Genomic DNA, 21319 nt, shown 5'->3' on the forward strand with positions numbered 1-21319 from the left:
GCACCACCGGCGCCGCGCGCGCCTCACGGGGAGGCCGGTTCCAGGACCGCCCCCTCCTCCCTCACGGCGTCGGTTCCAGGACCGCCCCCTCCTCCCTCACGGCGTCGGTTCCGGGACCGCCCCGCCCTCCCCTCACGGGGACGCCGGCTCCAGGAACTCCGGCAGCTCCCCCTCGTGCACCAGGGCCAGGCGCGACACGGCCCGGGTGAGCACCACGTACAGCCGGTTGGCGCCACGCGGCTCGGCGGCCACGATCGCGGCCGGCTCGACGACCACGACGTGGTCGAACTCCAGGCCCTTGACCAGCGACGCGGGCAGCACGGTCACCCGCTCCCCGCCCCCGTCGACCGCCGCGGCCACCGCGGCCACCGCGCCGACGAGGTGATCGGCCGTGATGACCCCCACCGAGCCCTCCACCGCGAGCGCGTCCCGCACGGCCTCGCGGACCCCGGCGGCCAGGTCCGCCGTCCGGTGGACCGTCACCTCGCCGTCCCGGCGGACCGAACGCCCCGCGGGCACGTCGGCACCGAGCACGGGCAGCAGCCGGTTGGCGAGGTCCACGATCGCCGACGGCACGCGGTAGCCGAGGGTGAGCGGCACGACGGCCGTCCCGGCCTTGCCCAGGTGGGCCAGCTGCTCGTCCCAGTCGCGGGCCGCCCAGGGGGTGGTGCCCTGGGCGAGGTCCCCGAGGACGGTGAGCGAACCGAACGCGGTGCGGCGGGCGATGGCCCGGCACTGCATGGGCGAGAGGTCCTGGGCCTCGTCGACGACCACGTGCCCGTAGCTCTCGGGGCGCTCGACGAGGCCGGCGAGCTCGTCGAGGAGGACGAGGTCGGCGGCGGTCCAGCGCGCCGAGCGGTACGAGCGCGGCGGCCGCGCCCAGCGGATCGCCGCCCGCTCCGCCTCCGTCAGGTCCGGGTCCGCCGGGTCGGTGAGGACCTCCGCGAGGACCTCCTCGGGGACGGTCTTCGGCCAGCAGGCGTCGAGGAACGCGGTCACCGCCCGCGCCCGCTCGATCCGCCGCGCCCAGGCCGCGCCCAGCGGCCCCGAGCGGCGTTCGGCCCGGAGCTGGAGTGCCCGGACGACCCGGGCGCGGACCCGCTCGCGGCCGGTCGCGTAGGGCGGCGCCTCCTCCCGTACGGCCGTGACGATCGCCGCGAGCTCCGCCGCCGGGAGCCGCCAGTGGGCGGAGCCGTCGGGGACCGCGAGGTCCTCGGCGGGGGCCGGGTCGACCCTGCCGTACAGCGCGCGGTGCAGCACCCCCGCCATCCGGGCGTCGTGCTTGACCCGGGCCGCCGCCTCCCCGTCCTCGGCCCGGACCGGGTGCCGGGCGATCTCGTCGTCGAGGGTGGCCTGCCGGATCCCGGTCTCGCCGAGCGAGGGCAGCACCTCGGAGATGTACGAGAGGAAGGCCCGGTGGGGCCCGAGGACGAGGAGGCCGGTGCGGCGGATCCGCTGCGGATGGGTGTACAGGAGGTACGCGGCCCGGTGCAGGCCCACCGCGGTCTTGCCGGTGCCGGGCGCGCCCTGCACGCACAGGGAGGCGGTGGGCCCGGAGCGCACGAGGTCGTCCTGCTCGGGCTGGATGGTGGCGGCGATGTCCCGCATGGGGCCCACCCGGGGGCGTTCGATCTCCCCGGTGAGGAGGGCGCTGACCGTGCCCGTGCCGCCGTCCGCGAGGCGTTCGTCCTCCAGGGCGGTCAGGTCCTCGGTCGCGCCCCGGCTGTGCGGGGCCCAGCCGAAGCGGCGGCGGCGGACGACGCCCTGCGGGTCGTGGGCGCCGGCCTGGTAGTAGGCGCGGGAGACGGGCGCGCGCCAGTCGACGACGAGCGGCGGGGCGGCCGGGTGTTCGGCGATCCGGCGGCGGCCGATGTGGTGGGTCTGGCCGTCCTCGCGGTCGAGCCGGCCGAAGAACAGCGGTCCGGGCGGCTGTTCGCCCATCTCCTTGGCCCGGCTGCGCAGGTGGTAGCCGAGCGCCTCGGCGTCGGCGCCGGAGGCGGCGACGTCCTCACCGGTGACGACCTGCTCGGCCACGTCCTCGGTCATGCGGATCAGGGCGGCGCGGCAGGCGTCGTGGTGGGAGCGTTCACGGGCGAGCTCAAGGTCCAGTGACGTCATTCCGACAAGCCTAGCGGAAAACGTTACTGGGTTACATTTTTAACTTGAGTTCTTAAGCGGTGCGCCGCTCAGCAGGGCAGCCCCTGCCGCAACGACCGGAACGCCTCCTCCGCCGCCGCCACCGCGTCCCGCGCCACCTCCTCGATCGGATCACCCGCCGCGAGCCGCGCCACGTTGTCGTCCGCCAGGATCCGCAGCACGGCCGCGATCTGCCCGGCCGCGAGCCGCGCCACCAGGCGATCGCCGCCGAGCGCCCGCGCCAGGGCGACCTCGGAGTTCATCTGGAAGCCGTGCACCCGGGCGAGCAGGGCCGGCGTCCCGTACAGGAGCCGGTGGTACGCGAGGACCGCCGGAACGTCACACAGCCCGGTGACCGGATCCCGCCGCTCAAGTCCCTCGATCAGGTGCTCGTACAACGCGTCGAGCGGCGCCGTGCCGTAGACCCGCCCGGCCTCCACCACACGCGCCGACTCGCCCTCGTGATCGGCGAACCGATGGAGGACCAGGTCCTCCTTGGCGGGGAAGTACCGGAACAGCGTCGGCTTCGAGACCTCGGCCGCGGCGGCCACCTCCGCGACGGAGACCGCGTCGAAGCCCTTCTCCATGAAGAGGGCGATCGCCGCGTCCGACAGGGCTTGCCGGGTGCGCGCCTTCTTCCGCTCGCGCAACCCGGTCGGGTACTCCGGCTTCACGGGACATCTCCTTTGAGAGACGACCATCCTAGTGAGCACCGGACCTCAGAAGATGTCGGGCGAGAACGGCCGCAGCGGCGTCCGGAACAGCAGATCGGCCCGGGCCGCCGCCCCGGGCGTCAGCTCCTCGACCCGCCCCAGCCGGGACAGCCGCACCGCCGACTCGTCACCGAACGCGAGCGTGCCCGCCTCCGCGACGTCGAAGACGAGATCGGCCGACTCCGTCGTCCGGACACAGGAGGCGCCCGTCGGCGAGGCGTCGAGCCGGAAGCGTCCGCCGGCCAGACCGTCCGCGTCCCGCACCTCCAGGACGAGACTCCCCTCCACCGGATACGTCCGGCCCTCCAGGACCCCGACCACGTCCAGCACCCGGACCCACAGCATGTCCACGTACGTCAGCGTCCTCGCCGCCCGCGGGTCGGGCAGCAGCAGCGGCAGCGGGTCGTCGGGCGCCCGGTAGCCGGAGCGGACGGTCGCGATCCAGTCGATCGAGCACAGGTAGTGCCACAGGGCGCGCTCGGCGGCCGGGGTGACGGCGATGAGGTCCCGCACGGTCGCCGTGTTCAGCGGCTGCTTCGCGTCGTCCCACTTGTCGTCGGCGGAGTACGCGGCGTACCCCTCGACCTCGCCGGACGCCGACCGGTACACCACGTAGTACGGCTCCCGCCACGGATGGCTCTGGTGCCCGAGCCCCGTGCCCTGCTCCCAGCCCCGCTTGTCCCGGTCGGTCACCCCGGCACGGACACCGGCCAGCCGCCGGTGCACCTCCGGGCCGATCGCGCGGATCTCCTCGCCGTCCGTCAGATCGATCCGGCCGCCGTCCTCCGGCCGCCCCGAACGACGCGGGTCGAGACCCGCCCGCCGCACGTCCACGCTCCACTCGGCGGCCCAGCTCGCCACACCGAAGCCGAACCGCCCGTAGATCGGATACTCGGCGGCGATCAGCGTCGCGATCGCGTCGCCCCGCTCCTTCGCGGCGGCGAGATCGGCCGCCATCATCCGGCTCAGCAGCCCGCGCCTGCGGTGCGTGGGCGAGACCGTCACCTGGGTGATCGCGTCGGCGGTGAGACTGCCACCGCCGACCGTGCTGACCTCCTGCCGGAAGGAACGGAAGGTGGCGACGATCCGGTCCCGGTCGAAGGCCCCCAGCGTCCGCGCCAGGTCCGCGTGGGCCAGCCGGTCCGCGACCTCCGCGTCGGACACCACCGGCGTCCTCAGGAAGCCGGTGCGCAGCGCCCGCTGCCAGTCGTGGAACTCGGGCTCCGTCACCGCACGCACGTCGACAGTCATCCCCCGACCCTACGCACGGCGCCACGGACCACGCACCGGGATTTCCCGGCCGGCGCCCCCGCGCTCAGGCCAGGGCCGACGTCCCGGACCCCAGGCCGCGGCCGGCCCCAGCCCCAGGCCCCAGCCGGCGCCCCGGGCTCAGGCCAGCAGGTCGTCGACCTGGGCCTCGCCCTCGCGGTAGCGGCGGGCGATCTCCGCGCTGCAGTCGTCGGCGGTCCGCTGGAGGTCCTGCCGACGCCGCGAGATCTGCTGCTCGTACCCGGCGAGCCGCCCCATCGCCGCGTGCAGCTCGTCGTCCGTCCGGGCCGTCAGGTCCGACAGCTCGACCTCCGACAGCATCTCGGTCGCCAGCCGCCGGTACTCCTCGCCGCGCGGCGTCGACAGCGTCACGTGCCGCGCCGAGGTCCGGTGCCGCGAGGGCACGTCGGCGAGGATCTCGGAGAGCCGGTCGAGGACCGGCGCCTCCGGATCGGTCCGCCGCGCCAGCTCGGCCCGCAGGATGTCGATCCGGCCCTGGAGCATCCGGCGGACGTAGCTCAGGTCGGCCTCGTCGCTCTGCGCGTCCCGGCGCAGCGCGCGCAGCTCGGGCAGCCGCAGGGCGCCGAGATCGGGCTGCCGGGCCGGGTCGGGCTGTGCCCGGTCCGACGGCTCGGCGGTGCGCTGCACGGGTGGGCGCGTCACGGGTCCTCCGCCCGGTCCTCCGCCCCTGGTTCCGGAGCGGATCAGCGGTACGGGGCCGGACGGTGTCGGCCCGGTGCCAGGTGCACTCATGAGAATCGTCCCCTCGACCGGTGCGGAACCGCACCGCCTCCCCGCATGGTGCCACTCCTGCACCGGCCCGTGCAGGCGCTCTGCACCCGTTCGGCCCCTCGTCCTTCGGTCGGCGGCACGCTCGGTAGGTTGGTGCGCATGCGAGCAGTGGTGCAGAGGGTCGACGGCGCGAGCGTCGTCGTCGCAGGGGAGACCGTCGGTGAGATCACGGGCGAGGGGCTGTGCGTCCTGGTCGGGGTGACCCACGAGGACACCCCGGAGAAGGCCGCCCAATTGGCGAGAAAGCTCTGGTCCGTCCGGGTACTGGACGACGAGAAGTCATGCTCCGACGTGAACGCGCCGCTGCTCGTCATCTCCCAGTTCACCCTCTACGGAGACGCCCGCAAGGGCCGCCGCCCCACCTGGAACGCCGCCGCGCCCGGCCCGGTCGCCGAGCCCCTCGTCGACGAGGTCGTCCACCAGCTGCGCGCGCTGGGCGCCCACGTGGAGACGGGCCGCTTCGGAGCGAAGATGAGCGTCTCCCTCACGAACAACGGCCCGTTCACGGTGCTCCTGGAGGTGTGATCAGGGCTCGACGACGGTCTCCTGCGCGGCGGCCGTCGTCCCGGCGATCAGCGGAGCGTCCACCGGCACGTTCCGCTTGACCAGGGCCAGGGCGATCGGCCCCAGCTCGTGGTGGCGGACGGCGGTCGTCACGAAGCCGAGCTGCCGGCCCTCCTCGCCGTCGGCCGCGAGCCGCACCGGAGTGCCGTGGCCCGGCAGCAGCACCTCGCTGCCGTCCAGGTGCAGGAAGACCAGGCGGCGCGGCGGCTTCCCCAGGTTCTGCACCCGGGCGACGGTCTCCTGCCCCCGGTAGCAGCCCTTCTGGAGGTGGACGGCACTGCCGATGAGGCCGACCTCGTGCGGGATCGTCCGGTGGTCGGTCTCGAAGCCGAGCCGCGGCCGGTGCGCCTCGACCCGCAGCGCCTCGTACGCGAGGATCCCGGCGGCCGGTCCGTGCGAGGCCGCGAAGGACTCCAGGTCGGCGCGGGGCAGGAACAGGTCGCGGCCGTGCGCGGTCTCCCGTACGACGACGCCCTCGGGGACCTCGGCGATGGACCCGGCCGGCAGGTGCACGACGGCGACGTCCTCGGTGCGGTCGGCGACCTCCACCCGGTAGAAGAACTTCATCGACTCCAGGTAGGCCAGGAGCTCCTCGCGGGTCCCCGGCTCGACGTGCGCCCACACCGTCTCGCCGTCGTCGACGAGGTACAGGGCGTGCTCGATGTGCCCGTTCGCGGAGAGGATCAGCGCCTCGGTGGCCCGCCCCGGCGGCAGCTCGGTCATGTGCTGGGTGACGAGCAGGTGCAGCCAGCTCAGCCGGTCGTCACCGGAGACGGCGAGGACGCCCCGGTGCGAGAGGTCGACGAAGCCGTTGCCTTCGGACAGGGCACGCTGCTCGCGGAACAGATCGCCGTAGTGCGCGGCGACGCCTTCGTCGCGGCCTTCGGCGGGGACGGCGCCGGGCAGGGACAACAGAGGGCTCTTCATGCTGTAGAGCCTACGACTCGCCGGCAGCGTCCTTGTTCGAACAGTCCCGGCAGCGGCCGAAGATCGCGAAGTGCTTCATGTCCGTCTCGAACCCGAAGGTCTCGCGGAGCTTCCCGGTGAACTCGGCGGCCACCTCCACGTCCGCCTCGATCACCTCGGAACAGTCCCGGCAGACCAGGTGCAGATGGTGGTGCCGGTCGGCGAGGTGATACGTCGGGGCCCCGTGCCCCAGATGCGCGTGACTGACGAGACCGAGCTCCTCCAGGAGCTCCAGGGTCCGGTACACGGTGGAGATGTTCACCCCGGAGGCCGTCCTGCGGACCTCGACGAGGATGTCGTCCGGAGTCGCGTGCTCCAGCTTGTCCACGGCCTCCAGGACAAGCTGACGCTGCGGCGTCAGCCGGTACCCGCGCTGCCGCAGGTCACTCTTCCAGTCGGTGCTCACCACGCCCACCAGTGTAGGAGGGCGCGGTGCGCACCCGGAATGTCTAGCGGAAGAAGGCGATGCCGTCGTCCGGCATGTCGGGCAGGTTGCGGGCCATCTCCGCGACCTCCTCCGGCGTGACGACCTTCTTCAGGTGCGCCGACATGTACGGCCGGAGCGGTACCTCGGGGGTCGCCTTCTCGCCCACCCACATCAGGTCGCTCTTCACGTAGCCGTAGAGCCGCTTGCCGCCGCTGTACGCGTCCGAGGCCGCGGTCCGGGCGACGGCGTCCGTCGCGAGGTCGATCTGCGGCTTCTGGTCGGCGAGCTCGCCGTACCAGATCTCGACGATGCCCTGGTCGCGGACCATGACGACCTCGACCTTGCGGTTCTTGTCGATCCGCCAGTAGCCGCTCTCGCTCTCCAGCGGACGGACCTTGTTGCCCTCGTTGTCCAGGACCCAGGAGTGCGAGGTGTACTCGAGGAAGTCACGGCCGTCGTGGCTGAACGTCACGGACTGGCCGAAGTTGCACTTCTCGGCGCCGGGGAAGTCGGAGACACCCGCGCCCTCCCACGTACCGAGCAGGAACGCGAGGGGGACGAGGTCCGGGTTGAGGTCGGACGGGATCTCGATCATGAGCAGCTCTGGCGTTCTCTAGAAGTGGTTACCGCTGGCCCTGGTACAGCTTCTTCACGGTCAGACCGGCGAAGGCGATCACGCCGACGGCGACCAGGACCAGGAGGGTTTCGAAGAAAACGATCACGGGGTGCTCCTCGACTGAGCGGTGAAGGCGGAACGGGCCGGACCCCAGCTTAGTGGGCGGGGGTCCGGCCCACTCGGTGAGGTGGGTCTCGCGGACGATCAGCCGAGGAGCTGGTTCTGCAGGGTGACCGTCTGCTGGAACGGCACGGCGAGCGCCCCGCCCGCACGCGTCTGGGTGATCAGCGCGAGGGTGTCACCGGCCTGCACGTACGCCCAGCGGACCTGCTCGGGTCCGTACGGCTCCTTCTCGCGGAAGGCGTACGCGCCCGTCTCCGGGACCTGGATGTCGTCCGCGAAGCCCTCGGGGACGAAGGCCTCCACCCCGTCCGGCAGGGCCTTGAGCCCGTCCGCGCCCTCCGCCTCCAGGGCCGTGACGCGGTACTCCTCGGCGTACGCCACGGAGCTGAACCGGAGCAGGTGGATGCTGGTCCGGGTGCCGTCGGGGGTCGTCCACCCCCGGGCGGCGATGTGCCGCAGCGTGGAGTCGGCGAGGCTCTTGCGCAGGTCGTCGCGGATGTCCTTCCCGTAGAGGGAGAGGTACGCCTCCGTCGGCACGAACCCGCCGTTCAGCTTCGGGTCGGGCGTCGCACCGGCCGGCGCGGGCAGCAGCAGCTCGCGCACGTCGGCGTGGTGGACCTCGCCCTCGTTGCCCTCGGTGAAGGGCCGCGGCCGGTCCACGGGCAGCGCGGGGAGCCGGAGCGCCGGGTACTCCCAGCGGCCGTCGCTCTCCGTCTCCAGACCGGGCACGTCGGTCCGGTCCAGGGCGGTGATCCCCATGGCGGTGCCCGCGCCGACACCGCCGCACACGACGACGGCGGCCGTCCAGCGGGCGACGGCCCACAGGACCCGCCGGGCCGAGCGGGCCGCGGGAGCCGGGGCGGGGGCGGACGTCTCGGCGACGGCCGCGTCCGTCGTCTGCTCGGTCATCTGCTCGGTCATACGTACTCCCCCGGGGACGCGATGTGACGGAGCTGCTTCTCGACGAGGCCGGCGACGGCCTTCTGGTCGAAGGGCGCGGCGCCGAACGCCGTGACGGTGACCATGACCTCGCCGTCGTACGCCGAACAGATCATGGCCTGCAGGTCGGGGGTCCGCTCCTCGTCCCCGCGCTGCTCGGGCTTCTCGGGCTCGGGCCCCAGGTAGCAGGCGGAGTTCTTCGCGTGCTCCTTGATCTTCGGGCCCTTGCGCAGCTCCAGGACCTCGGACATGCGCTTGCGGGTCTGGAAGAACTCCCTGACCCGCTTCCTGTCCTTCATCCGCAGGATGAGCACCTCGGCCTGGAGGGTGCTGTCCTCCGAGGCGTACGAACGCATCGCCATGCCCTGGATGCCGAGCCGGTCGACCTCCTTCTCGTACGCGCGGCGCTTCTTCCCGTAGAAGCCCCGGCCCGTCTGCTTGAGGAGGGCGGCGGCCCGCCGGGCCTCCAGCTCGTCGTCGTTGCCGTATCCGGCGATGTCCGCGCCGAGCGCGTACCCCTCCGGTACCGGCAGGAGCAGCTTGCTCAGGGGTGTGGACGCCCGGCCCCGGGCGATCCCGGCCGCCGGGTCGGCGGGGGTGGCGGTGGAGCTCGGCTCCGCCCACGCCACGGTGGGCGCCGAGCGGTCGGCACCGTCGACGGTGACCGCGGTGTACGCGACGCCCCCGCCGACGACGCCGAGCACGAGCACGCCCGTCAGCGCGTTCCTCAGGGTCCGGCGCGTGCGGCCCCCGGACTTCTCCTCGCTCACAGGCGCCCCAGCTGTCGCTCGGCCAGAGAGCGGATCTCGCTCTCGGCGATCTTCTTCGTGTCGGACATGAGGATCGTGATCGCGATGTCGCCGCGCTGGATGAACGCGCGGGCCACGTAGGAGTCCATGTATCCCGCCTCCCGTTCCACCGGGTAGACGAAGTAGCGGCCGTTCCCGGAGCCCTTCACCGGCTGCCCGAACGAACCGGACCTCCCGTCCGAGATGGCGTAGCCCTGCTGGCCCGTCGTGTGCTCCAGGGCGCCGTTCCCGGAGGTGGAGCGGTACTGGACCAGACTGATCTCGACCCTCCGGTACTCGCCCACCCGCCACCCGCGCGTGGCGATCCGCCGGATGCCCTGGTCCAGCTGGAACTCCAGCGCCCTGTCGGGCCGCGTGAAGCCGTTGACGTACCCGGACAGCGACTGCCACCCGTCCTCGCCGGCGGGCTCCGCCCCCGCGGGCCTGGGCACCAGCAGCTTCCGCAGGTCGCCCTGGGCCTTCGCCTGGTGGTCCTCCTTCGCCGACAGCGGCGCCGGCTCCTGGCCCTTCGGGAGCGGCTTCGCCGGGTAGGCGAGGCCGGGCTGGTTCAGCGGCGGGAGCGCGGTGGGTTCGCGGTCGGCCTGGATGCCGTAGCCGACGGCGGTGCCGGCGACGAGGCCGATGACGGCGGCGAGGGCGATGAGCCCGGCGGTACGGAGCACTCGGCGCGGCGGTCGGACCGGAGGCGCGGTTTCCGCGGCCGTCTCCGGCTCGGGTGGTGCGCTCGTATCCGTACTTCGGATGCTTTCTTCGATGCTCAAGAGTCCCCCCACGAGACCTGAAGCGCGGATTCCGTTCATCCGCGCACACAGCTGACACGCGAGGGGCGCATGAGGTTGCAGTGCCGCGCATTACAGTTCGGCATATGGCGAAGAAGCTCGTGATCAAGGTGACCGCAGGGGCCGACGCCCCCGAACGCTGCTCCCAGGCCTTCACGGTGGCCGCCGTCGCCGTCGCCAGCGGTGTCGAGGTCTCGCTCTGGCTGACCGGCGAGTCCTCCTGGTTCGCCCTCCCGGGCCGTGCGGCGGAGTTCGACCTCCCGCACGCCGCACCGCTGCCGGACCTGATCGACTCGATCCTGGCGGCCGGCGGCATCACCCTCTGCACGCAGTGCGCGGCCCGCCGCGAGATCACGGAGGCTGACGTCCTGAAGGGCATCCGCATCGCGGGTGCCCAGGTCTTCGTCCAGGAGGCGATGGCCGACGAGACCCAGGCCCTCGTTTACTGACCCCACCCCCGACGCGCCCCTCACACCGCTCGGCGCCGGGGCGCCTCACGGGCATCGGACCGCTGCGCCGGACTCCGTCCGCCGACTCCCGGCCACCCCGGTACCGTCACCGCTCGCGGGGCTCTTGCCCTCACCCCGGTACCGTCACCGCTCGCGGCGCTTCTTCCCGTCGAGTTCGTCCCACCACTCGTCCGACTGCGGGTCCCCCGACGGATCGTCCCACCAGCGGTCCTCCGGGCCCCGGCGGTTCGCGACCATCGCGGCGACCGGGGGGATGACCATGGCGACGACGCACATGCCGATCGCGACCGGCATGGAGAAGAGCCGGACGACGGCCCACGCGCCCACGAACAGAACCAGGCAGGCGCCCATCATCCAGAAGTAGACGTGACGACGTCGCGCGTACACACCTTCAGCGTACGACCGCGCCCCGTACGCGGACAGACCGGAGGGCCGTGCCTCAGGTCCTGGAATGGCGTCCAACCCCCCAGGAGGCACGGCCCTCCGGCCGTTCGGAAGTCGCGGGTCAGACCGCGATGGCGACCTCGGCCAGGCCGCCCTTCTGGGCCACGACCTGGCGGTCGGCGGTGCCGCCGGGGACCAGGGCGCGGACGGTCCAGGTGCCCTCGGCCGCGTAGAAACGGAACTGGCCGGTGGCGGAGGTCGGGACCTCGGCCGTGAACTCGCCGGTCGAGTCCAGGAGGCGGACGTAACCGGTGACGGGCTCGCCGTCCTTGGTCACGAAGCCCTGGATGGTGGTCTCACCGGGCTTGATCGTCGAGGCGTCGGGGCCGCCGGGCTGCGCTCCACACATGTCGTTCTGTCCTTACGGTCGAGGGGTCCGGAGAAGGGGAGGTGTCCGGGGACTACTTGTTGGCGCCGAGCTCGATCGGGACGCCGACGAGGGAGCCGTACTCGGTCCAGGAACCGTCGTAGTTCTTGACGTTCGGGACCTCAAGCAGCTCGTGCAGGACGAACCAGGTCAGCGCGGAGCGCTCGCCGATGCGGCAGTAGGCGATGGTGTCCTTCGCCAGGTCGACCTGCTCGTCCTCGTAGAGGGCCTTGAGCTCCTCGTCCGACTTGAACGTGCCGTCGTCGTTGGCGTTCTTCGACCACGGGATGTTGCGGGCGCTCGGCACGTGGCCGGGGCGCTGCGACTGCTCCTGCGGGAGGTGCGCCGGGGCGAGCAGCTTGCCGGAGAACTCGTCGGGCGAGCGGACGTCGACCAGGTTCTGGGCGCCGATCGCGGCCACGACGTCGTCGCGGAAGGCGCGGATCGAGGCGTCCTGGGCCTTGGCCTTGTACTCGGTGGCCGGGCGGGCCGGCACCTCGGCGACGAGGTCGCGGGAGTCGAGCTCCCACTTCTTGCGGCCGCCGTCGAGGAGCTTGACGTCCTGGTGGCCGTAGAGCTTGAAGTACCAGTAGGCGTAGGAGGCGAACCAGTTGTTGTTGCCGCCGTAGAGGACGACCGTGGTGTCGTTCGCGATGCCCTTCGCCGAGAGGAGCTTCTCGAAGCCCTCCTGGTCGATGAAGTCGCGGCGGACCGGGTCCTGCAGGTCCTTGGTCCAGTCGATCCGGATGGCGTTGCGGATGTGGTTCTTCTCGTAGGCCGAGGTGTCCTCGTCGACCTCGACGATGGCGACCTGCGGGTTGTCGAGGTTGGCCTCGACCCAGTCCGCGTCGACCAGGACGTCGCTGCGAGCCATGCTGTTCTCCTCCGGGGCAGTGTGCGGGGGCGTGCTGCGGTGGTGCGGGTGTGTGGTGCGGTACGCGTCGTCGCGTGCGTACGGACATCGGACGTGCGTACGGCTCTGCACAGGGCGGCCCCGACCTCGGTCGAAGGGCCTGAGGGATACGGGATCCGGCGTCCCGCTCAGACTGAGCGACAGAGCATGGCGGCGACGCGGCACAGGTCTACTGCCCGCCGCTTCGTGAGTTCCGCCTGTCGCTTCATGCCCTCGATCGTAGGGACGGACAGGCGGCCGTGTCACCGGTGTGTCGTATTTTGAGACGCGATCGTCCGAGATGCGAGACGTGATCACGGCGCGCGTCGGCTCCGGACGCCTCCGCACCGAGGTGTCCGTTGTGCTTTCTGCGGATCGGACGGGGGTGTCTCAGCATGTGAAAAATGCGCTCCCCCGGGGCTCCTCAGCCCGCGAGGACGACGTCCTTGCCCGTCACGGTGACCGCCAGGCCGTCCGGGCGCGGCTCGACCTTCTCCACCTTCATGCCGCCGATCATCCCGATCGGGCGCTCGAAGTCGGTGCGCGCGCGGACCAGGTCCTCCACGCCCGGGATGCCGGAGCCCGGCACCTCGTCGGCGCGGACCTTGATCGTGTCGCCGTTCACGACGGTCACCGTGGACAGGACCGTACGGGTCAGGCTGCGGCCCAGGATGCGGACGCTGCCGGTGACCTTCACCTTGCCGTCGCCGCCGTAGGCCACGGTGGCCTCGCGGTCGGAGGCGGCGGTCAGGTCCGCGTACGAGATGAGGGCCGTGCCGGTCGCGGAGCCGGCCTTCGCGCCCGCCCAGTCGCCGGTGACGGTCACGTCCCGCAGGGCCACGGTCAGCTCGCCGACCTCGATGCGCTTGTCGCCGGCCGTCGCCGTGACCCCGGTCGCCTTCACGTCGACCTCGTCGAACCGCTTGTCCGCGACCTGGGTGAGGAAGGGGAAGCCCTTGATGTCGACCTCGATGGACCGCGCGGGCGCACCCGAGAGCCGCACCCGGCTCGACGCCTCCGATTCGGCGTACGACAGGGCCAGCCGGTCGATCCCGACGAGGATCCCGCCCAGCACGACGGCCACGATCAACAGAATCCGCAGTGCTCGCATGGGCTGAGCGTCCCCCCGTTGTGCGTCCCTTAACAGTTCCGGCCCCCCGACACGAAGATCGACGTGTCAGGGGGCCGGTTGGTTCCCGTGGCCGGAGGGACCGCCGGTCAGGCGAGCGCCCGGCCCAGCAGGTAGACGGCGGGCGCGGCGGCGGTGAGCGGCAGCGCGACGCCCGCGGTCATGTGGACGAAGCGCGACGGGTAGTCGTAGGCGGCCACCCGCAGACCGATCAGCGCGCAGACGCCGGCGCCGAGACCGAGCAGGGCCCCGGAGGTGCCGAGGTCGGTGAAGCCGCCGGCCGCGATCCCGGCGCCCGCCGCGGCGAGCAGGGCGGCGACGGCGGAGACCGGCCCGGGCAGCGGCAGCGCCCGGGCGAGGACGGCGGCGGCGACCGCGGTCCCGCCGACGACCACCGCGTCCGGGGCGGCGCCGAGGTGTCCGGTGGCGACGACCGTCAGGGCGGCGGAGGCGATGGTGGCCATCAGGCCGTACATGCGCTCGTCGGGGTCGGCATGGCTGCGCAGCTGGAGGACGAGGCAGAGCAGCACCCAGACGCCCAGGGTGCCGAGGATCGCGGCGGCGGCTTGCTCCCGGCCGGCGGCGAGGAGGGCGGCGTCGGCGACGAGGCCGCCGAGGAAGGCGAGGGCGATGCCCTGGCGGGCGGGCCACATGCCGTTGAGCCGGAACCAGCCGGCGGCGGTGAGGCCCTGGAGCAGGACGAGCGGGACGAGCAGTCCGTACGTGCCGAGGGAGGCGCCGCCCGCGAGGAGCAGGCCGAGGACGGCGGTGAGGGCGGCGGGCCGCATGCCGGGGTCGATGATCGGCGACCGGCCCTCGGCGCGGGCGCGCTGGGCGTCGGTGACGCGGGTGTTCCCCGAGGTGGTGGGCGAGGAGTAGGCGGGCCCCTCGTGGGCCACGGCGGCGGGCGGGGCGGGCACCGGCTCGGCCACGGCGGCCACCGGCTCGGCGCCGGGGACGAGGGGCTCGGGCACGGCGGCCACCGGCTCGGCGACGGGCTCCGCGTAGTACCCGGCGGTCCCGCCCTGCGAGGTGTACGCCTGCTGCTCGTACCCCTGCCCGTCGTAGCCCTGCCCCTCGTACGGCTGCTGCGGGTACGCCTCCTGCGGCAGGGGGGTCTGCGCGGACCGGGCGGCCCGGACCTGCTCGTACGAGACGGCCGGCTGGTACTGGGTGTCCCAGGTCTGGCCCTCCCAGGTCTGCGTGACCTCGGCGGGGTCCTGCGGCCCGTTCGCGTACGGGTCGTGCTGCTGCCCGCCGTAGTAGTGGTCGTTGCTCATGCTCTGGGGTTCACCCTCCTGCGAACGGGGGGAGCACCTCGACGGTGCCGCCCTCGGCAAGCCGTACCGTCTCATGGCTCCTGGTCCCGACGGGGTCCCCGTCGACCAGGAACGAGCACCTCTTGAGGACCTGGGCGAGCTCGCCCGGGTGCTTCGCGCGGACCGCGTCGAGGGCCTCCGCCAGGGTCCCGGCGGTGTACGGCTCCTCGGCGACTCCGGCGGCGGCCTTGGCCGCGGCCCAGTAGCGGATGGTTCCCGCTGCCATAGCGGCGCTCCCTTCATTCGTGTGCGCGCCGCCCCCCATGATGGGCTATGCGCGCGGGGACCCGGTCCCGGGCCGCGCGCGCGTGAGCCAGTCCCCGAGCCGGCTGAGCAGCTCCTCTCCGGCGGCGTTCTCCGCGTGGCCCATGCCCCGCTCCAGCCAGAGCTCCGCGTCGCCGGCGGCGGCCAGCGTGCGCGGGTGGTCGAGCGGGAAGTACGCGTCCCGGTCGCCGTGCACGATCAGCAGGGGGGTCGGCGCGATCAGCGGCACCGCCTCCACCGGGGACAGCGGCACGGGGTCCCAGGTCCGGCTGTCGATCCGGGTGCCGAATCCGTACCGTCCGACGAGGCGGCCCGCGGGCCGGGTGACCACCCAGTGGACGCGGCGCATCGGGGCCGTCCCCCGGTAGTACCAGCGGGCCGGCGCGGACACGGCGGCCACCGCGTCGGCGCTGCCCCGCGTGCCCCGCTCCAGGGCCGCGTGGCGCAGCACCACCGAGCCGCCCATGGAGAAGCCGAGGGTCGCCACGCGCGCGTGGCCGAGCTCACGGGCCCAGCGGACGGCGGCGGACAGGTCGAGGACCTCCCGGTCGCCGACCGTGGAGCGGCCGCCGGAGCGGCCGTGACCGCGGAAGGAGAAGGTGACGACGGCCGCGCCGCGCTCCGCGAGGACGCCGGCGGCGCGCCGGACGGCGGGCCGGTCGGCCGACCCGGTGAAGCCGTGGGCGAGGACGACGGCCGTATCGGTGACACTTGCCCGTGAGGGTTCGTAAACCGCCTCGATCCGGACACCGTCATCGGTACGCAGCATTGCGCGCCGGGTCATGCCGCGGTGGACGGAAGTGAGCGAGGAAACATCCAGGATGTGAAATCGACCCTCTGCCTCGGAACTCATGTGGGCTATTCTGCTTGCCAGAGGATCCGGGCAACGCAGCCCCCGGGTCCTTTTGTGTTTTCCGACCGTTGTTACGGACGGATGAACAAGAGCTCTCAGGGCGCGAGAGCCACACGTGAGCACACATAGACGTCCTCGCAGGGACCGAGGAGGAACCGACGTCATGGACGAGCGAACGACGACGCACGACGGATCGACGACCGACGGATCGACGACGACCGAAGAAGGTGCGGCGCGATGAGTTCTCTGCTGCTCCTGACGAACGCCCTCCAGCCGTCGACCGAGGTGCTCCCCGCACTCGGCCTGCTGCTGCACAACGTGCGCGTGGCCCCCGCCGAGGGCCCCGCGCTCGTGGACACCCCCGGCGCGGACGTGATCCTCGTCGACGGCCGGCGCGACCTCCCCCAGGTGCGTTCGCTCTGCCAGCTGCTGCGCTCCACCGGGCCCGGCTGTCCGCTGATCCTCGTCGTCACGGAGGGCGGTCTCGCGGCCGTCACCGCCGACTGGGGCATCGACGACGTCCTCCTGGACACGGCGGGACCGGCCGAGGTCGAGGCGCGGCTGCGGCTCGCCATGGGCCGTCAGCAGATCGTCGCCGACGACTCCCCGATGGAGATCCGCAACGGCGACCTGTCGGTCGACGAGGCGACGTACAGCGCGAAGCTGAAGGGCCGGGTCCTGGACCTCACCTTCAAGGAGTTCGAGCTGCTCAAGTACCTCGCGCAGCACCCGGGCCGGGTCTTCACCCGCGCCCAGCTCCTCCAGGAGGTGTGGGGGTACGACTACTTCGGCGGCACCCGTACGGTCGACGTCCACGTGCGGCGACTGCGGGCGAAGCTGGGCCCCGAGCACGAGTCGCTCATCGGCACCGTCCGGAACGTCGGCTACCGCTTCGTCACGCCCGAGAAGGTCGAGCGGGCGGCGGAGGAGGCCCGCGCCAAGGAGGAGGCCCGCGCGGGCGCCCGCGTCAAGGGAGCCACGGAGGAGATCACCCCCTCGGAGGACAGGAACGTGGCGGATGCCACAATGCGACCTGCCGGTAGGTAGGTCACCCCGCGTAGACTGCCGCGCGTGGCCAAGGTGACGCGGGATGACGTAGCGCGACTTGCGGGTACTTCTACCGCCGTCGTGAGCTACGTCATCAACAACGGACCCCGGCCGGTCGCCCCGGCCACGCGCGAGCGTGTCCTCGCCGCCATCAAGGAGCTGGGCTACCGGCCCGACCGGGTGGCCCAGGCGATGGCCTCGCGGCGCACCGACCTCATAGGCATGATCGTCCCGGACGCGCGGCAGCCGTTCTTCGCGGAGATGGCGCACGCGGTCGAGCAGGCCGCCGCCGAGCGCGGGAAGATGGTCCTCGTCGGCAACTCCGACTACCGCACCGAGCGCGAGGTCCACTATCTGCGGGCCTTCCTCGGCATGCGGGTCTCCGGACTGATCCTGGTCAGCCAGGGCATGAGCGAGCAGGCCGCGAGCGAGATCGAGGCCTGGGACGCGCGCGTGGTGCTGCTGCACGAGCGGCCCGAGGCGATCGACGACGTGGCCGTCGTGACCGACGACATCGGCGGCGCCCAGCTCGCCACCCGCCACCTCCTGGAGCACGGCCACCCGTACGTGGCGTGCCTCGGCGGCGTCCCGAACACCCCGGCCGTCGGCGACCCCGTCGCGGACCACGAGGAGGGCTGGCGGCGGGCCATGCTGGAGGCCGGCCTCTCGATCGAGGGCCGCCTCTTCCAGGCGCCGTACAACCGTTACGACGCCTACCAGGTCGCGCTGAAGCTGCTGGCCGGCCCCGACCGGCCGCCGGCCATCTTCTGCTCCACCGACGACCAGGCCTTCGGCGTCCTGCGGGCCGCCCGTGAGCTGCGCATCGAGGTGCCGACGGAGCTGGCCGTCGCGGGCTTCGACGACGTGAAGGAGGCGGCGCTCACCGATCCGCCGCTGACCACGGTCTCCTCGGACCGGCCCGCGATGGCCCGGGCGGCCGTGGACCTGGTCCTGGACGACTCGGTGCGGGTCTCGGGCTCGCGCCGCGAGCGGGTGAAGCTCTTCCCGTCGGCCCTGGTGGTCCGCCGCTCCTGCGGCTGCGCCGACGCCTGACCGGACCGACCGGCCGAGCGGGTCCCGCAGGAGCCTTTATATCGGGCATACAGGCTTCTGTCGGGCTTCTCAGCCGCTCCTCAGACGGCTCTCATGAACAGCTCCGAGAGTGTTGGCCATGACGGACTTCCAGGAGCAGCAGCCTCAGCAGCCGTACTACCCGCCGCAGCCGCCGAGGCCCCCGTACGAGCCGACGCAGCCCCTCAGCACCGAGCCGGGCACGACCATCTGGCCCTCGGGCGGCCACGTGCCGCCGCCGGTGGACCCGCCGCTCGTCGCCGCCGTCCCCGCCCCGGCCCCCTCGCCCCGCCGCCGTGCCAAGCGGGGCGTCGGGCTCATGGCGGCCGTGGCCATCGCCGCCGCCGCGGTCGGCGGCGGCACGGCGACGCTGCTCCAGAACCTCACCTCCGACCAGGGCTCCGTGAGCGCCTCCGCCCCCGTCGTCAGCGGCACCAACGTCTCCTCCGGCAGCAAGGGCACCGTCGCCGGGGTCGCCGAGGCGGTCTCCCCCTCCATCGTGGAGATCTCGGCGACCTCGAACTCCGGCAAGTCCACCGGCTCGGGCGTGATCATCACCTCCGACGGCGAGATCGTCACCAACAACCACGTGATCTCCGGCGCGTCCTCCGTCACCGTGCAGCTCAGCAACGGCAAGACGTACCAGGCGGAGGTCGTCGGCACGGACCCCGACAAGGACCTCGCCCTCATCAAGCTCCAGGGCGCCTCCGGGCTGAAGGCCGCCACGCTCGGCGACTCCTCGCGGCTGAAGGTCGGCGACGAGGTCGTCGCGATCGGCTCCCCCGAGGGCCTGACGGGCACGGTCACCAGCGGCATCGTCTCCGCCCTCGACCGGGACGTGACCGTCGCCAAGGACGAGGACGGCGGCGGCCAGGAGCAGCAGCAGGGCGGGCAGCAGTGGGACCCGCGGCAGGGCTGGCCGTTCGAGTTCGGCGGACAGCAGTTCAACGGCGACACGGGCTCGTCGAAGACCACGTACAAGGCGATCCAGACCGACGCCTCGCTCAATCCCGGGAATTCCGGCGGCGCCTTGATCAATATGAACGGCGAGATCATCGGAATCAATTCGGCCATGTATTCGCCCAGTTCTTCGAGCGGCTCCACCGCCGGAAGCGTCGGCCTCGGATTCGCGATCCCGGTCGACACGGTGAAGGCCGACCTGGACAGTCTCCGCTCGGGCGGCGGCAACTGAGCACATGGGACGCTGACCCCATGACGGGACAGCAGAACGAAGCCGAGCGCATCCTCATCGTCGACGACGAGCCCGCGGTGCGGGAGGCCCTGCGCCGCAGCCTCGCCTTCGAGGGGTACGCGACGCTCGACGCCGTCGACGGCCTCGACGCGCTCGCCGCGATGGAGTCGTACGCCCCCGACCTCGTCGTCCTCGACGTCCAGATGCCCCGCATGGACGGGCTGACGGCGGCCCGCCGCATCCGGGCCGCCGGCTCGACGGTGCCGATCCTCATGCTCACCGCCCGGGACACGGTCGGCGACCGGGTCACCGGCCTCGACGCCGGCGCGGACGACTACCTGGTGAAGCCCTTCGAGCTGGACGAGCTGTTCGCCCGCATCCGGGCCCTGCTCCGCCGCAGCTCCTACGCCGCGCCGTCCGCCGCCCCCGCCGAGGACGACGTCCTGGCCTTCGAGGACCTGCGGATGAACCTGGCCACGCGCGAGGTGACCCGCGGCGGGCGGACCGTGGAGCTGACCCGGACCGAGTTCACCCTCCTGGAGATGTTCCTGGCGCACCCGCGCCAGGTCCTCACCCGGGAGCAGATCCTGAAGGCCGTGTGGGGCTTCGACTTCGAGCCCAGTTCCAACTCGCTGGACGTGTACGTGATGTATCTGCGGCGCAAGACCGAGGCCGGCGGCGAGCCGCGCCTCGTCCACACCGTACGGGGCGTGGGCTACGCGCTGCGCGGAGGAGGAGGGGAGTGACGGTCCCCCTGAGGAACTGGTTCCGCTCGCGGCCGCTGCGCTCGCGGCTCGCGCTGCTCACCGCGCTCGCGGTCGCGGTCGCCGTCGCGGCGGTGTCGCTGGCCTGCTGGATCCTGACGCGGGCGCAGCTGGAGAACGAGATGGACTCCTCGCTGCGCGGCACCCGCCTGGACGCGAACGGTGTGCAGACCCTGCTCGCGATGTGCCGCCAGGGCGACACGCCCCCGCCGGTGGCGGGCTCGTACACCGTGCAGGTCATCCTCGGCAACGGCGGCGTGTGCACCTCGGGGGAGGCCGCGATCCCCGCCGGGACCGCCGACCTCGCGGTGGCGCGCGGGCAGCTGGCGTACGCCCTGCACACCGTGAAGGACGAGGCCGGGCGTGAGATGCGGGTCTACACCTACCCGCAGGAGGGCCCCGTCGGGCTCGCGGTCTCCGTCGCCCGGCCGCTCTCCGAGATCGACAACTCGATGTCCACGCTCGGCTGGGTGCTGCTCCTGGTCTCCGGGATCGGCGTCGTCGGCGCGGGCGCGGCCGGCCTGTGGGTCGCGCGGACCGGCCTCGAACCGGTGAACCGGCTGACGGACGCGGTCGAGCACGTCGCCGCGACCGAGGACCTGACGGTCCGCATCCCGGTGGAGGGCGAGGACGAGATCGCCCGTCTGTCCCGTTCCTTCAACGCGATGACGGCGGCGCTCGCGAGCTCCCGGGACCGGCAGGCGCAGCTGATCGCGGACGCGGGCCACGAGCTGCGGACGCCGCTGACCTCCCTCCGTACGAACGTGGAGCTGCTCGCGCGCAGCGAGGAGACCGGCCGGGCGCTGCCGCCGGACGACCGACGGGCCCTGATGGCCTCCGTGAAGGCGCAGATGACGGAGCTGGCCTCGCTGATCGGCGACCTCCAGGAGCTGGCCCGCCCGGACGCGGTCCAGCCGGGCCCGCTCGAAGTGGTCCCGCTCCACACGATCCTGCGGACGGCCCTGGACCGGGCGCGGCTGCGCGGCCCCGAGATCGTCTTCGTGACGGACCTGGCGCCCTGGTACGTGCGGGCCGAGGCACCGTCGCTCGAACGGGCCCTGGTGAACGTGCTGGACAACGCGGTGAAGTTCTCCCCGCCGCGGGGCACGGTCGAGGTGACCCTGATGCGGGGCGAGCTGACCGTCCGCGACCAGGGCCCCGGCATCCCTCCGGAGGAGCTCCCGCACGTCTTCGACCGCTTCTGGCGCTCCCCGTCGGCCCGCAGCCTGCCGGGCTCGGGCCTGGGCCTGTCGATCGTGGCGCGCACGGTCCAGCAGGCGGGCGGCACGGTCTCCCTGGCGCCGGCGGAGGGCGGCGGCACGACGGCGACCCTCCGGCTGCCGGGGGCGCCGACACCTCCGCCGGAGCTGTGAG

The 21319-nt window shown here is 72.7% G+C and carries 25 protein-coding genes; 7 read left to right on the forward strand and 18 right to left on the reverse strand.

All coding sequences use genetic code 11. The annotated features are described in order from the left end of the window. Positions 1-132: 132 nt before the first annotated feature. The 4 genes from ABTY59_RS26895 to ABTY59_RS26910 all read right to left on the reverse strand — a co-directional run bounded on the left by ABTY59_RS26895 (position 133) and on the right by ABTY59_RS26910 (position 4871). Positions 133-2118: a HelD family protein gene (locus ABTY59_RS26895; protein ID WP_352021612.1), complete on the reverse strand. Its 1986-nt coding sequence runs from the start codon at positions 2116-2118 to the stop codon at positions 133-135. Between the two features lie 68 nt (positions 2119-2186). After that, complete coding sequence (locus ABTY59_RS26900) at positions 2187-2837, reverse strand: TetR/AcrR family transcriptional regulator (protein WP_403540748.1); 651 nt, start codon at positions 2835-2837, stop codon at positions 2187-2189. 18 nt (positions 2838-2855) lie between these two features. After that, positions 2856-4100: a GNAT family N-acetyltransferase gene (locus ABTY59_RS26905; RefSeq protein WP_352021614.1), complete on the reverse strand. Its 1245-nt coding sequence runs from the start codon at positions 4098-4100 to the stop codon at positions 2856-2858. Positions 4101-4238: 138 nt separating this feature from the next. Then, complete coding sequence (locus tag ABTY59_RS26910) at positions 4239-4871, reverse strand: RsiG family protein (protein ID WP_352021615.1); 633 nt, start codon at positions 4869-4871, stop codon at positions 4239-4241. Positions 4872-5009: 138 nt separating this feature from the next. Here ABTY59_RS26910 and dtd point away from each other — a divergent pair, with 138 nt between their 5' ends. After that, on the forward strand, positions 5010-5435 hold the full coding sequence (gene dtd, locus ABTY59_RS26915; protein WP_352021616.1) for a D-aminoacyl-tRNA deacylase: 426 nt from the start codon (positions 5010-5012) through the stop codon (positions 5433-5435). Here dtd and ygfZ read toward each other — a convergent pair whose 3' ends face one another. The 6 genes from ygfZ to ABTY59_RS26945 form a co-directional block, all read right to left on the reverse strand. Beyond that, entirely contained in the window at positions 5436-6401 is a 966-nt protein-coding gene (gene ygfZ / locus ABTY59_RS26920) for a CAF17-like 4Fe-4S cluster assembly/insertion protein YgfZ (protein ID WP_352021617.1), read from the reverse strand. 10 nt (positions 6402-6411) lie between these two features. Further along, positions 6412-6849 (reverse strand): Fur family transcriptional regulator, encoded by a 438-nt coding sequence (locus ABTY59_RS26925; protein WP_352021618.1) that lies wholly within the window; start codon positions 6847-6849, stop codon positions 6412-6414. A gap of 40 nt (positions 6850-6889) precedes the next feature. Then, on the reverse strand, positions 6890-7462 hold the full coding sequence (locus ABTY59_RS26930) for a heme-binding beta-barrel domain-containing protein (RefSeq protein WP_352021619.1): 573 nt from the start codon (positions 7460-7462) through the stop codon (positions 6890-6892). 225 nt (positions 7463-7687) lie between these two features. Continuing rightward, entirely contained in the window at positions 7688-8527 is an 840-nt protein-coding gene (locus ABTY59_RS26935; RefSeq protein WP_352021620.1) for a hypothetical protein, read from the reverse strand. Then, positions 8524-9315, reverse strand: coding sequence for a hypothetical protein (locus tag ABTY59_RS26940; RefSeq protein ID WP_352021621.1), 792 nt, complete (start codon positions 9313-9315; stop codon positions 8524-8526). The genes ABTY59_RS26935 and ABTY59_RS26940 overlap by 4 nt, the downstream gene beginning before the upstream one ends. After that, on the reverse strand, positions 9312-10016 hold the full coding sequence (locus tag ABTY59_RS26945; RefSeq protein WP_352021622.1) for a hypothetical protein: 705 nt from the start codon (positions 10014-10016) through the stop codon (positions 9312-9314). Before ABTY59_RS26945 ends, ABTY59_RS26940 begins: the two co-directional genes overlap by 4 nt. 203 nt (positions 10017-10219) lie before the next feature. On the opposite strand from ABTY59_RS26945, the gene ABTY59_RS26950 reads away from it, so the two are divergent. After that, entirely contained in the window at positions 10220-10582 is a 363-nt protein-coding gene (locus ABTY59_RS26950; RefSeq protein WP_352021623.1) for a DsrE family protein, read from the forward strand. 144 nt (positions 10583-10726) lie between these two features. On the opposite strand, the gene ABTY59_RS26955 is transcribed toward ABTY59_RS26950, so the two are convergent. From ABTY59_RS26955 to ABTY59_RS26990, 8 genes are all read right to left on the reverse strand, one after another. After that, positions 10727-11026, reverse strand: a complete 300-nt coding sequence (locus ABTY59_RS26955; RefSeq protein ID WP_403540832.1) for a DUF3099 domain-containing protein — start codon at positions 11024-11026, stop codon at positions 10727-10729. Positions 11027-11108: 82 nt separating this feature from the next. Then, a complete protein-coding gene (locus ABTY59_RS26960; protein WP_017242395.1) occupies positions 11109-11396 on the reverse strand; it encodes a DUF1416 domain-containing protein in 288 nt (95 codons plus the stop codon). Between the two features lie 52 nt (positions 11397-11448). Next, the gene (locus tag ABTY59_RS26965) at positions 11449-12288 is read right to left on the reverse strand and encodes a sulfurtransferase (protein ID WP_352021624.1); all 840 of its coding nucleotides are present in this window, start codon (positions 12286-12288) and stop codon (positions 11449-11451) included. Positions 12289-12455: 167 nt separating this feature from the next. Further along, entirely contained in the window at positions 12456-12536 is an 81-nt protein-coding gene (locus tag ABTY59_RS26970) for an Ms5788A family Cys-rich leader peptide (RefSeq protein ID WP_352021666.1), read from the reverse strand. A 194-nt stretch (positions 12537-12730) separates the two neighbouring features. Beyond that, positions 12731-13417 carry an LmeA family phospholipid-binding protein gene (locus ABTY59_RS26975; protein WP_352021625.1) on the reverse strand — a complete coding sequence of 229 codons (687 nt, stop codon included), beginning with the start codon at positions 13415-13417 and terminating at the stop codon, positions 12731-12733. A 107-nt stretch (positions 13418-13524) separates the two neighbouring features. After that, positions 13525-14715, reverse strand: a complete 1191-nt coding sequence (locus ABTY59_RS26980) for a hypothetical protein (RefSeq protein ID WP_352021626.1) — start codon at positions 14713-14715, stop codon at positions 13525-13527. 10 nt (positions 14716-14725) lie between these two features. Continuing rightward, positions 14726-14980: a MoaD/ThiS family protein gene (locus tag ABTY59_RS26985; protein WP_041130403.1), complete on the reverse strand. Its 255-nt coding sequence runs from the start codon at positions 14978-14980 to the stop codon at positions 14726-14728. Between the two features lie 45 nt (positions 14981-15025). Further along, positions 15026-15871 carry an alpha/beta hydrolase gene (locus tag ABTY59_RS26990; RefSeq protein ID WP_352021627.1) on the reverse strand — a complete coding sequence of 282 codons (846 nt, stop codon included), beginning with the start codon at positions 15869-15871 and terminating at the stop codon, positions 15026-15028. A 237-nt stretch (positions 15872-16108) separates the two neighbouring features. On the opposite strand from ABTY59_RS26990, the gene ABTY59_RS26995 reads away from it, so the two are divergent. From ABTY59_RS26995 to ABTY59_RS27015, 5 genes are all read left to right on the forward strand, one after another. Beyond that, the gene (locus ABTY59_RS26995) at positions 16109-16918 is read left to right on the forward strand and encodes a response regulator transcription factor (protein ID WP_352021628.1); all 810 of its coding nucleotides are present in this window, start codon (positions 16109-16111) and stop codon (positions 16916-16918) included. 24 nt (positions 16919-16942) lie between these two features. Next, positions 16943-17971, forward strand: coding sequence for a LacI family DNA-binding transcriptional regulator (locus ABTY59_RS27000; RefSeq protein ID WP_352021629.1), 1029 nt, complete (start codon positions 16943-16945; stop codon positions 17969-17971). A 118-nt stretch (positions 17972-18089) separates the two neighbouring features. Beyond that, the gene (locus ABTY59_RS27005; protein ID WP_352021630.1) at positions 18090-19181 is read left to right on the forward strand and encodes a S1C family serine protease; all 1092 of its coding nucleotides are present in this window, start codon (positions 18090-18092) and stop codon (positions 19179-19181) included. Between the two features lie 20 nt (positions 19182-19201). Beyond that, the gene (locus ABTY59_RS27010) at positions 19202-19927 is read left to right on the forward strand and encodes a response regulator transcription factor (RefSeq protein ID WP_352021631.1); all 726 of its coding nucleotides are present in this window, start codon (positions 19202-19204) and stop codon (positions 19925-19927) included. Further along, positions 19924-21318 (forward strand): sensor histidine kinase, encoded by a 1395-nt coding sequence (locus ABTY59_RS27015; protein WP_352021632.1) that lies wholly within the window; start codon positions 19924-19926, stop codon positions 21316-21318. Before ABTY59_RS27010 ends, ABTY59_RS27015 begins: the two co-directional genes overlap by 4 nt. The last annotated feature ends 1 nt before the right edge of the window (position 21319 follow it).

The organism is Streptomyces sp. NPDC096079, from assembly GCF_040303145.1.
Taxonomy (GTDB): domain Bacteria; phylum Actinomycetota; class Actinomycetes; order Streptomycetales; family Streptomycetaceae; genus Streptomyces.

Excerpts from the sequence above, each read along its gene's own strand:
- ABTY59_RS26900 (WP_403540748.1), bottom strand. The coding sequence starts at position 2,837 with ATGGTCGTCTCTCAAAGGAGATGTCCCGTGAAGCCGGAGTACCCGACC.
- ABTY59_RS26930 (WP_352021619.1), bottom strand. The coding sequence starts at position 7,462 with ATGATCGAGATCCCGTCCGACCTCAACCCGGACCTCGTCCCCCTCGCG.
- ABTY59_RS26995 (WP_352021628.1), top strand. The coding sequence starts at position 16,109 with ATGAGTTCTCTGCTGCTCCTGACGAACGCCCTCCAGCCGTCGACCGAG.
- ABTY59_RS26895 (WP_352021612.1), bottom strand. The coding sequence starts at position 2,118 with ATGACGTCACTGGACCTTGAGCTCGCCCGTGAACGCTCCCACCACGAC.
- ABTY59_RS27010 (WP_352021631.1), top strand. The coding sequence starts at position 19,202 with ATGACGGGACAGCAGAACGAAGCCGAGCGCATCCTCATCGTCGACGAC.
- ABTY59_RS26970 (WP_352021666.1), bottom strand. The coding sequence starts at position 12,536 with ATGAAGCGACAGGCGGAACTCACGAAGCGGCGGGCAGTAGACCTGTGC.
- ABTY59_RS27005 (WP_352021630.1), top strand. The coding sequence starts at position 18,090 with ATGACGGACTTCCAGGAGCAGCAGCCTCAGCAGCCGTACTACCCGCCG.
- ABTY59_RS26985 (WP_041130403.1), bottom strand. The coding sequence starts at position 14,980 with ATGGCAGCGGGAACCATCCGCTACTGGGCCGCGGCCAAGGCCGCCGCC.
- ABTY59_RS26975 (WP_352021625.1), bottom strand. The coding sequence starts at position 13,417 with ATGCGAGCACTGCGGATTCTGTTGATCGTGGCCGTCGTGCTGGGCGGG.
- ABTY59_RS26965 (WP_352021624.1), bottom strand. The coding sequence starts at position 12,288 with ATGGCTCGCAGCGACGTCCTGGTCGACGCGGACTGGGTCGAGGCCAAC.
- ABTY59_RS26980 (WP_352021626.1), bottom strand. The coding sequence starts at position 14,715 with ATGAGCAACGACCACTACTACGGCGGGCAGCAGCACGACCCGTACGCG.
- ABTY59_RS26935 (WP_352021620.1), bottom strand. The coding sequence starts at position 8,527 with ATGACCGAGCAGATGACCGAGCAGACGACGGACGCGGCCGTCGCCGAG.
- ABTY59_RS26960 (WP_017242395.1), bottom strand. The coding sequence starts at position 11,396 with ATGTGTGGAGCGCAGCCCGGCGGCCCCGACGCCTCGACGATCAAGCCC.
- ABTY59_RS26990 (WP_352021627.1), bottom strand. The coding sequence starts at position 15,871 with ATGAGTTCCGAGGCAGAGGGTCGATTTCACATCCTGGATGTTTCCTCG.
- ABTY59_RS26910 (WP_352021615.1), bottom strand. The coding sequence starts at position 4,871 with ATGAGTGCACCTGGCACCGGGCCGACACCGTCCGGCCCCGTACCGCTG.
- ABTY59_RS26905 (WP_352021614.1), bottom strand. The coding sequence starts at position 4,100 with ATGACTGTCGACGTGCGTGCGGTGACGGAGCCCGAGTTCCACGACTGG.
- dtd (WP_352021616.1), top strand. The coding sequence starts at position 5,010 with ATGCGAGCAGTGGTGCAGAGGGTCGACGGCGCGAGCGTCGTCGTCGCA.
- ABTY59_RS26950 (WP_352021623.1), top strand. The coding sequence starts at position 10,220 with ATGGCGAAGAAGCTCGTGATCAAGGTGACCGCAGGGGCCGACGCCCCC.
- ygfZ (WP_352021617.1), bottom strand. The coding sequence starts at position 6,401 with ATGAAGAGCCCTCTGTTGTCCCTGCCCGGCGCCGTCCCCGCCGAAGGC.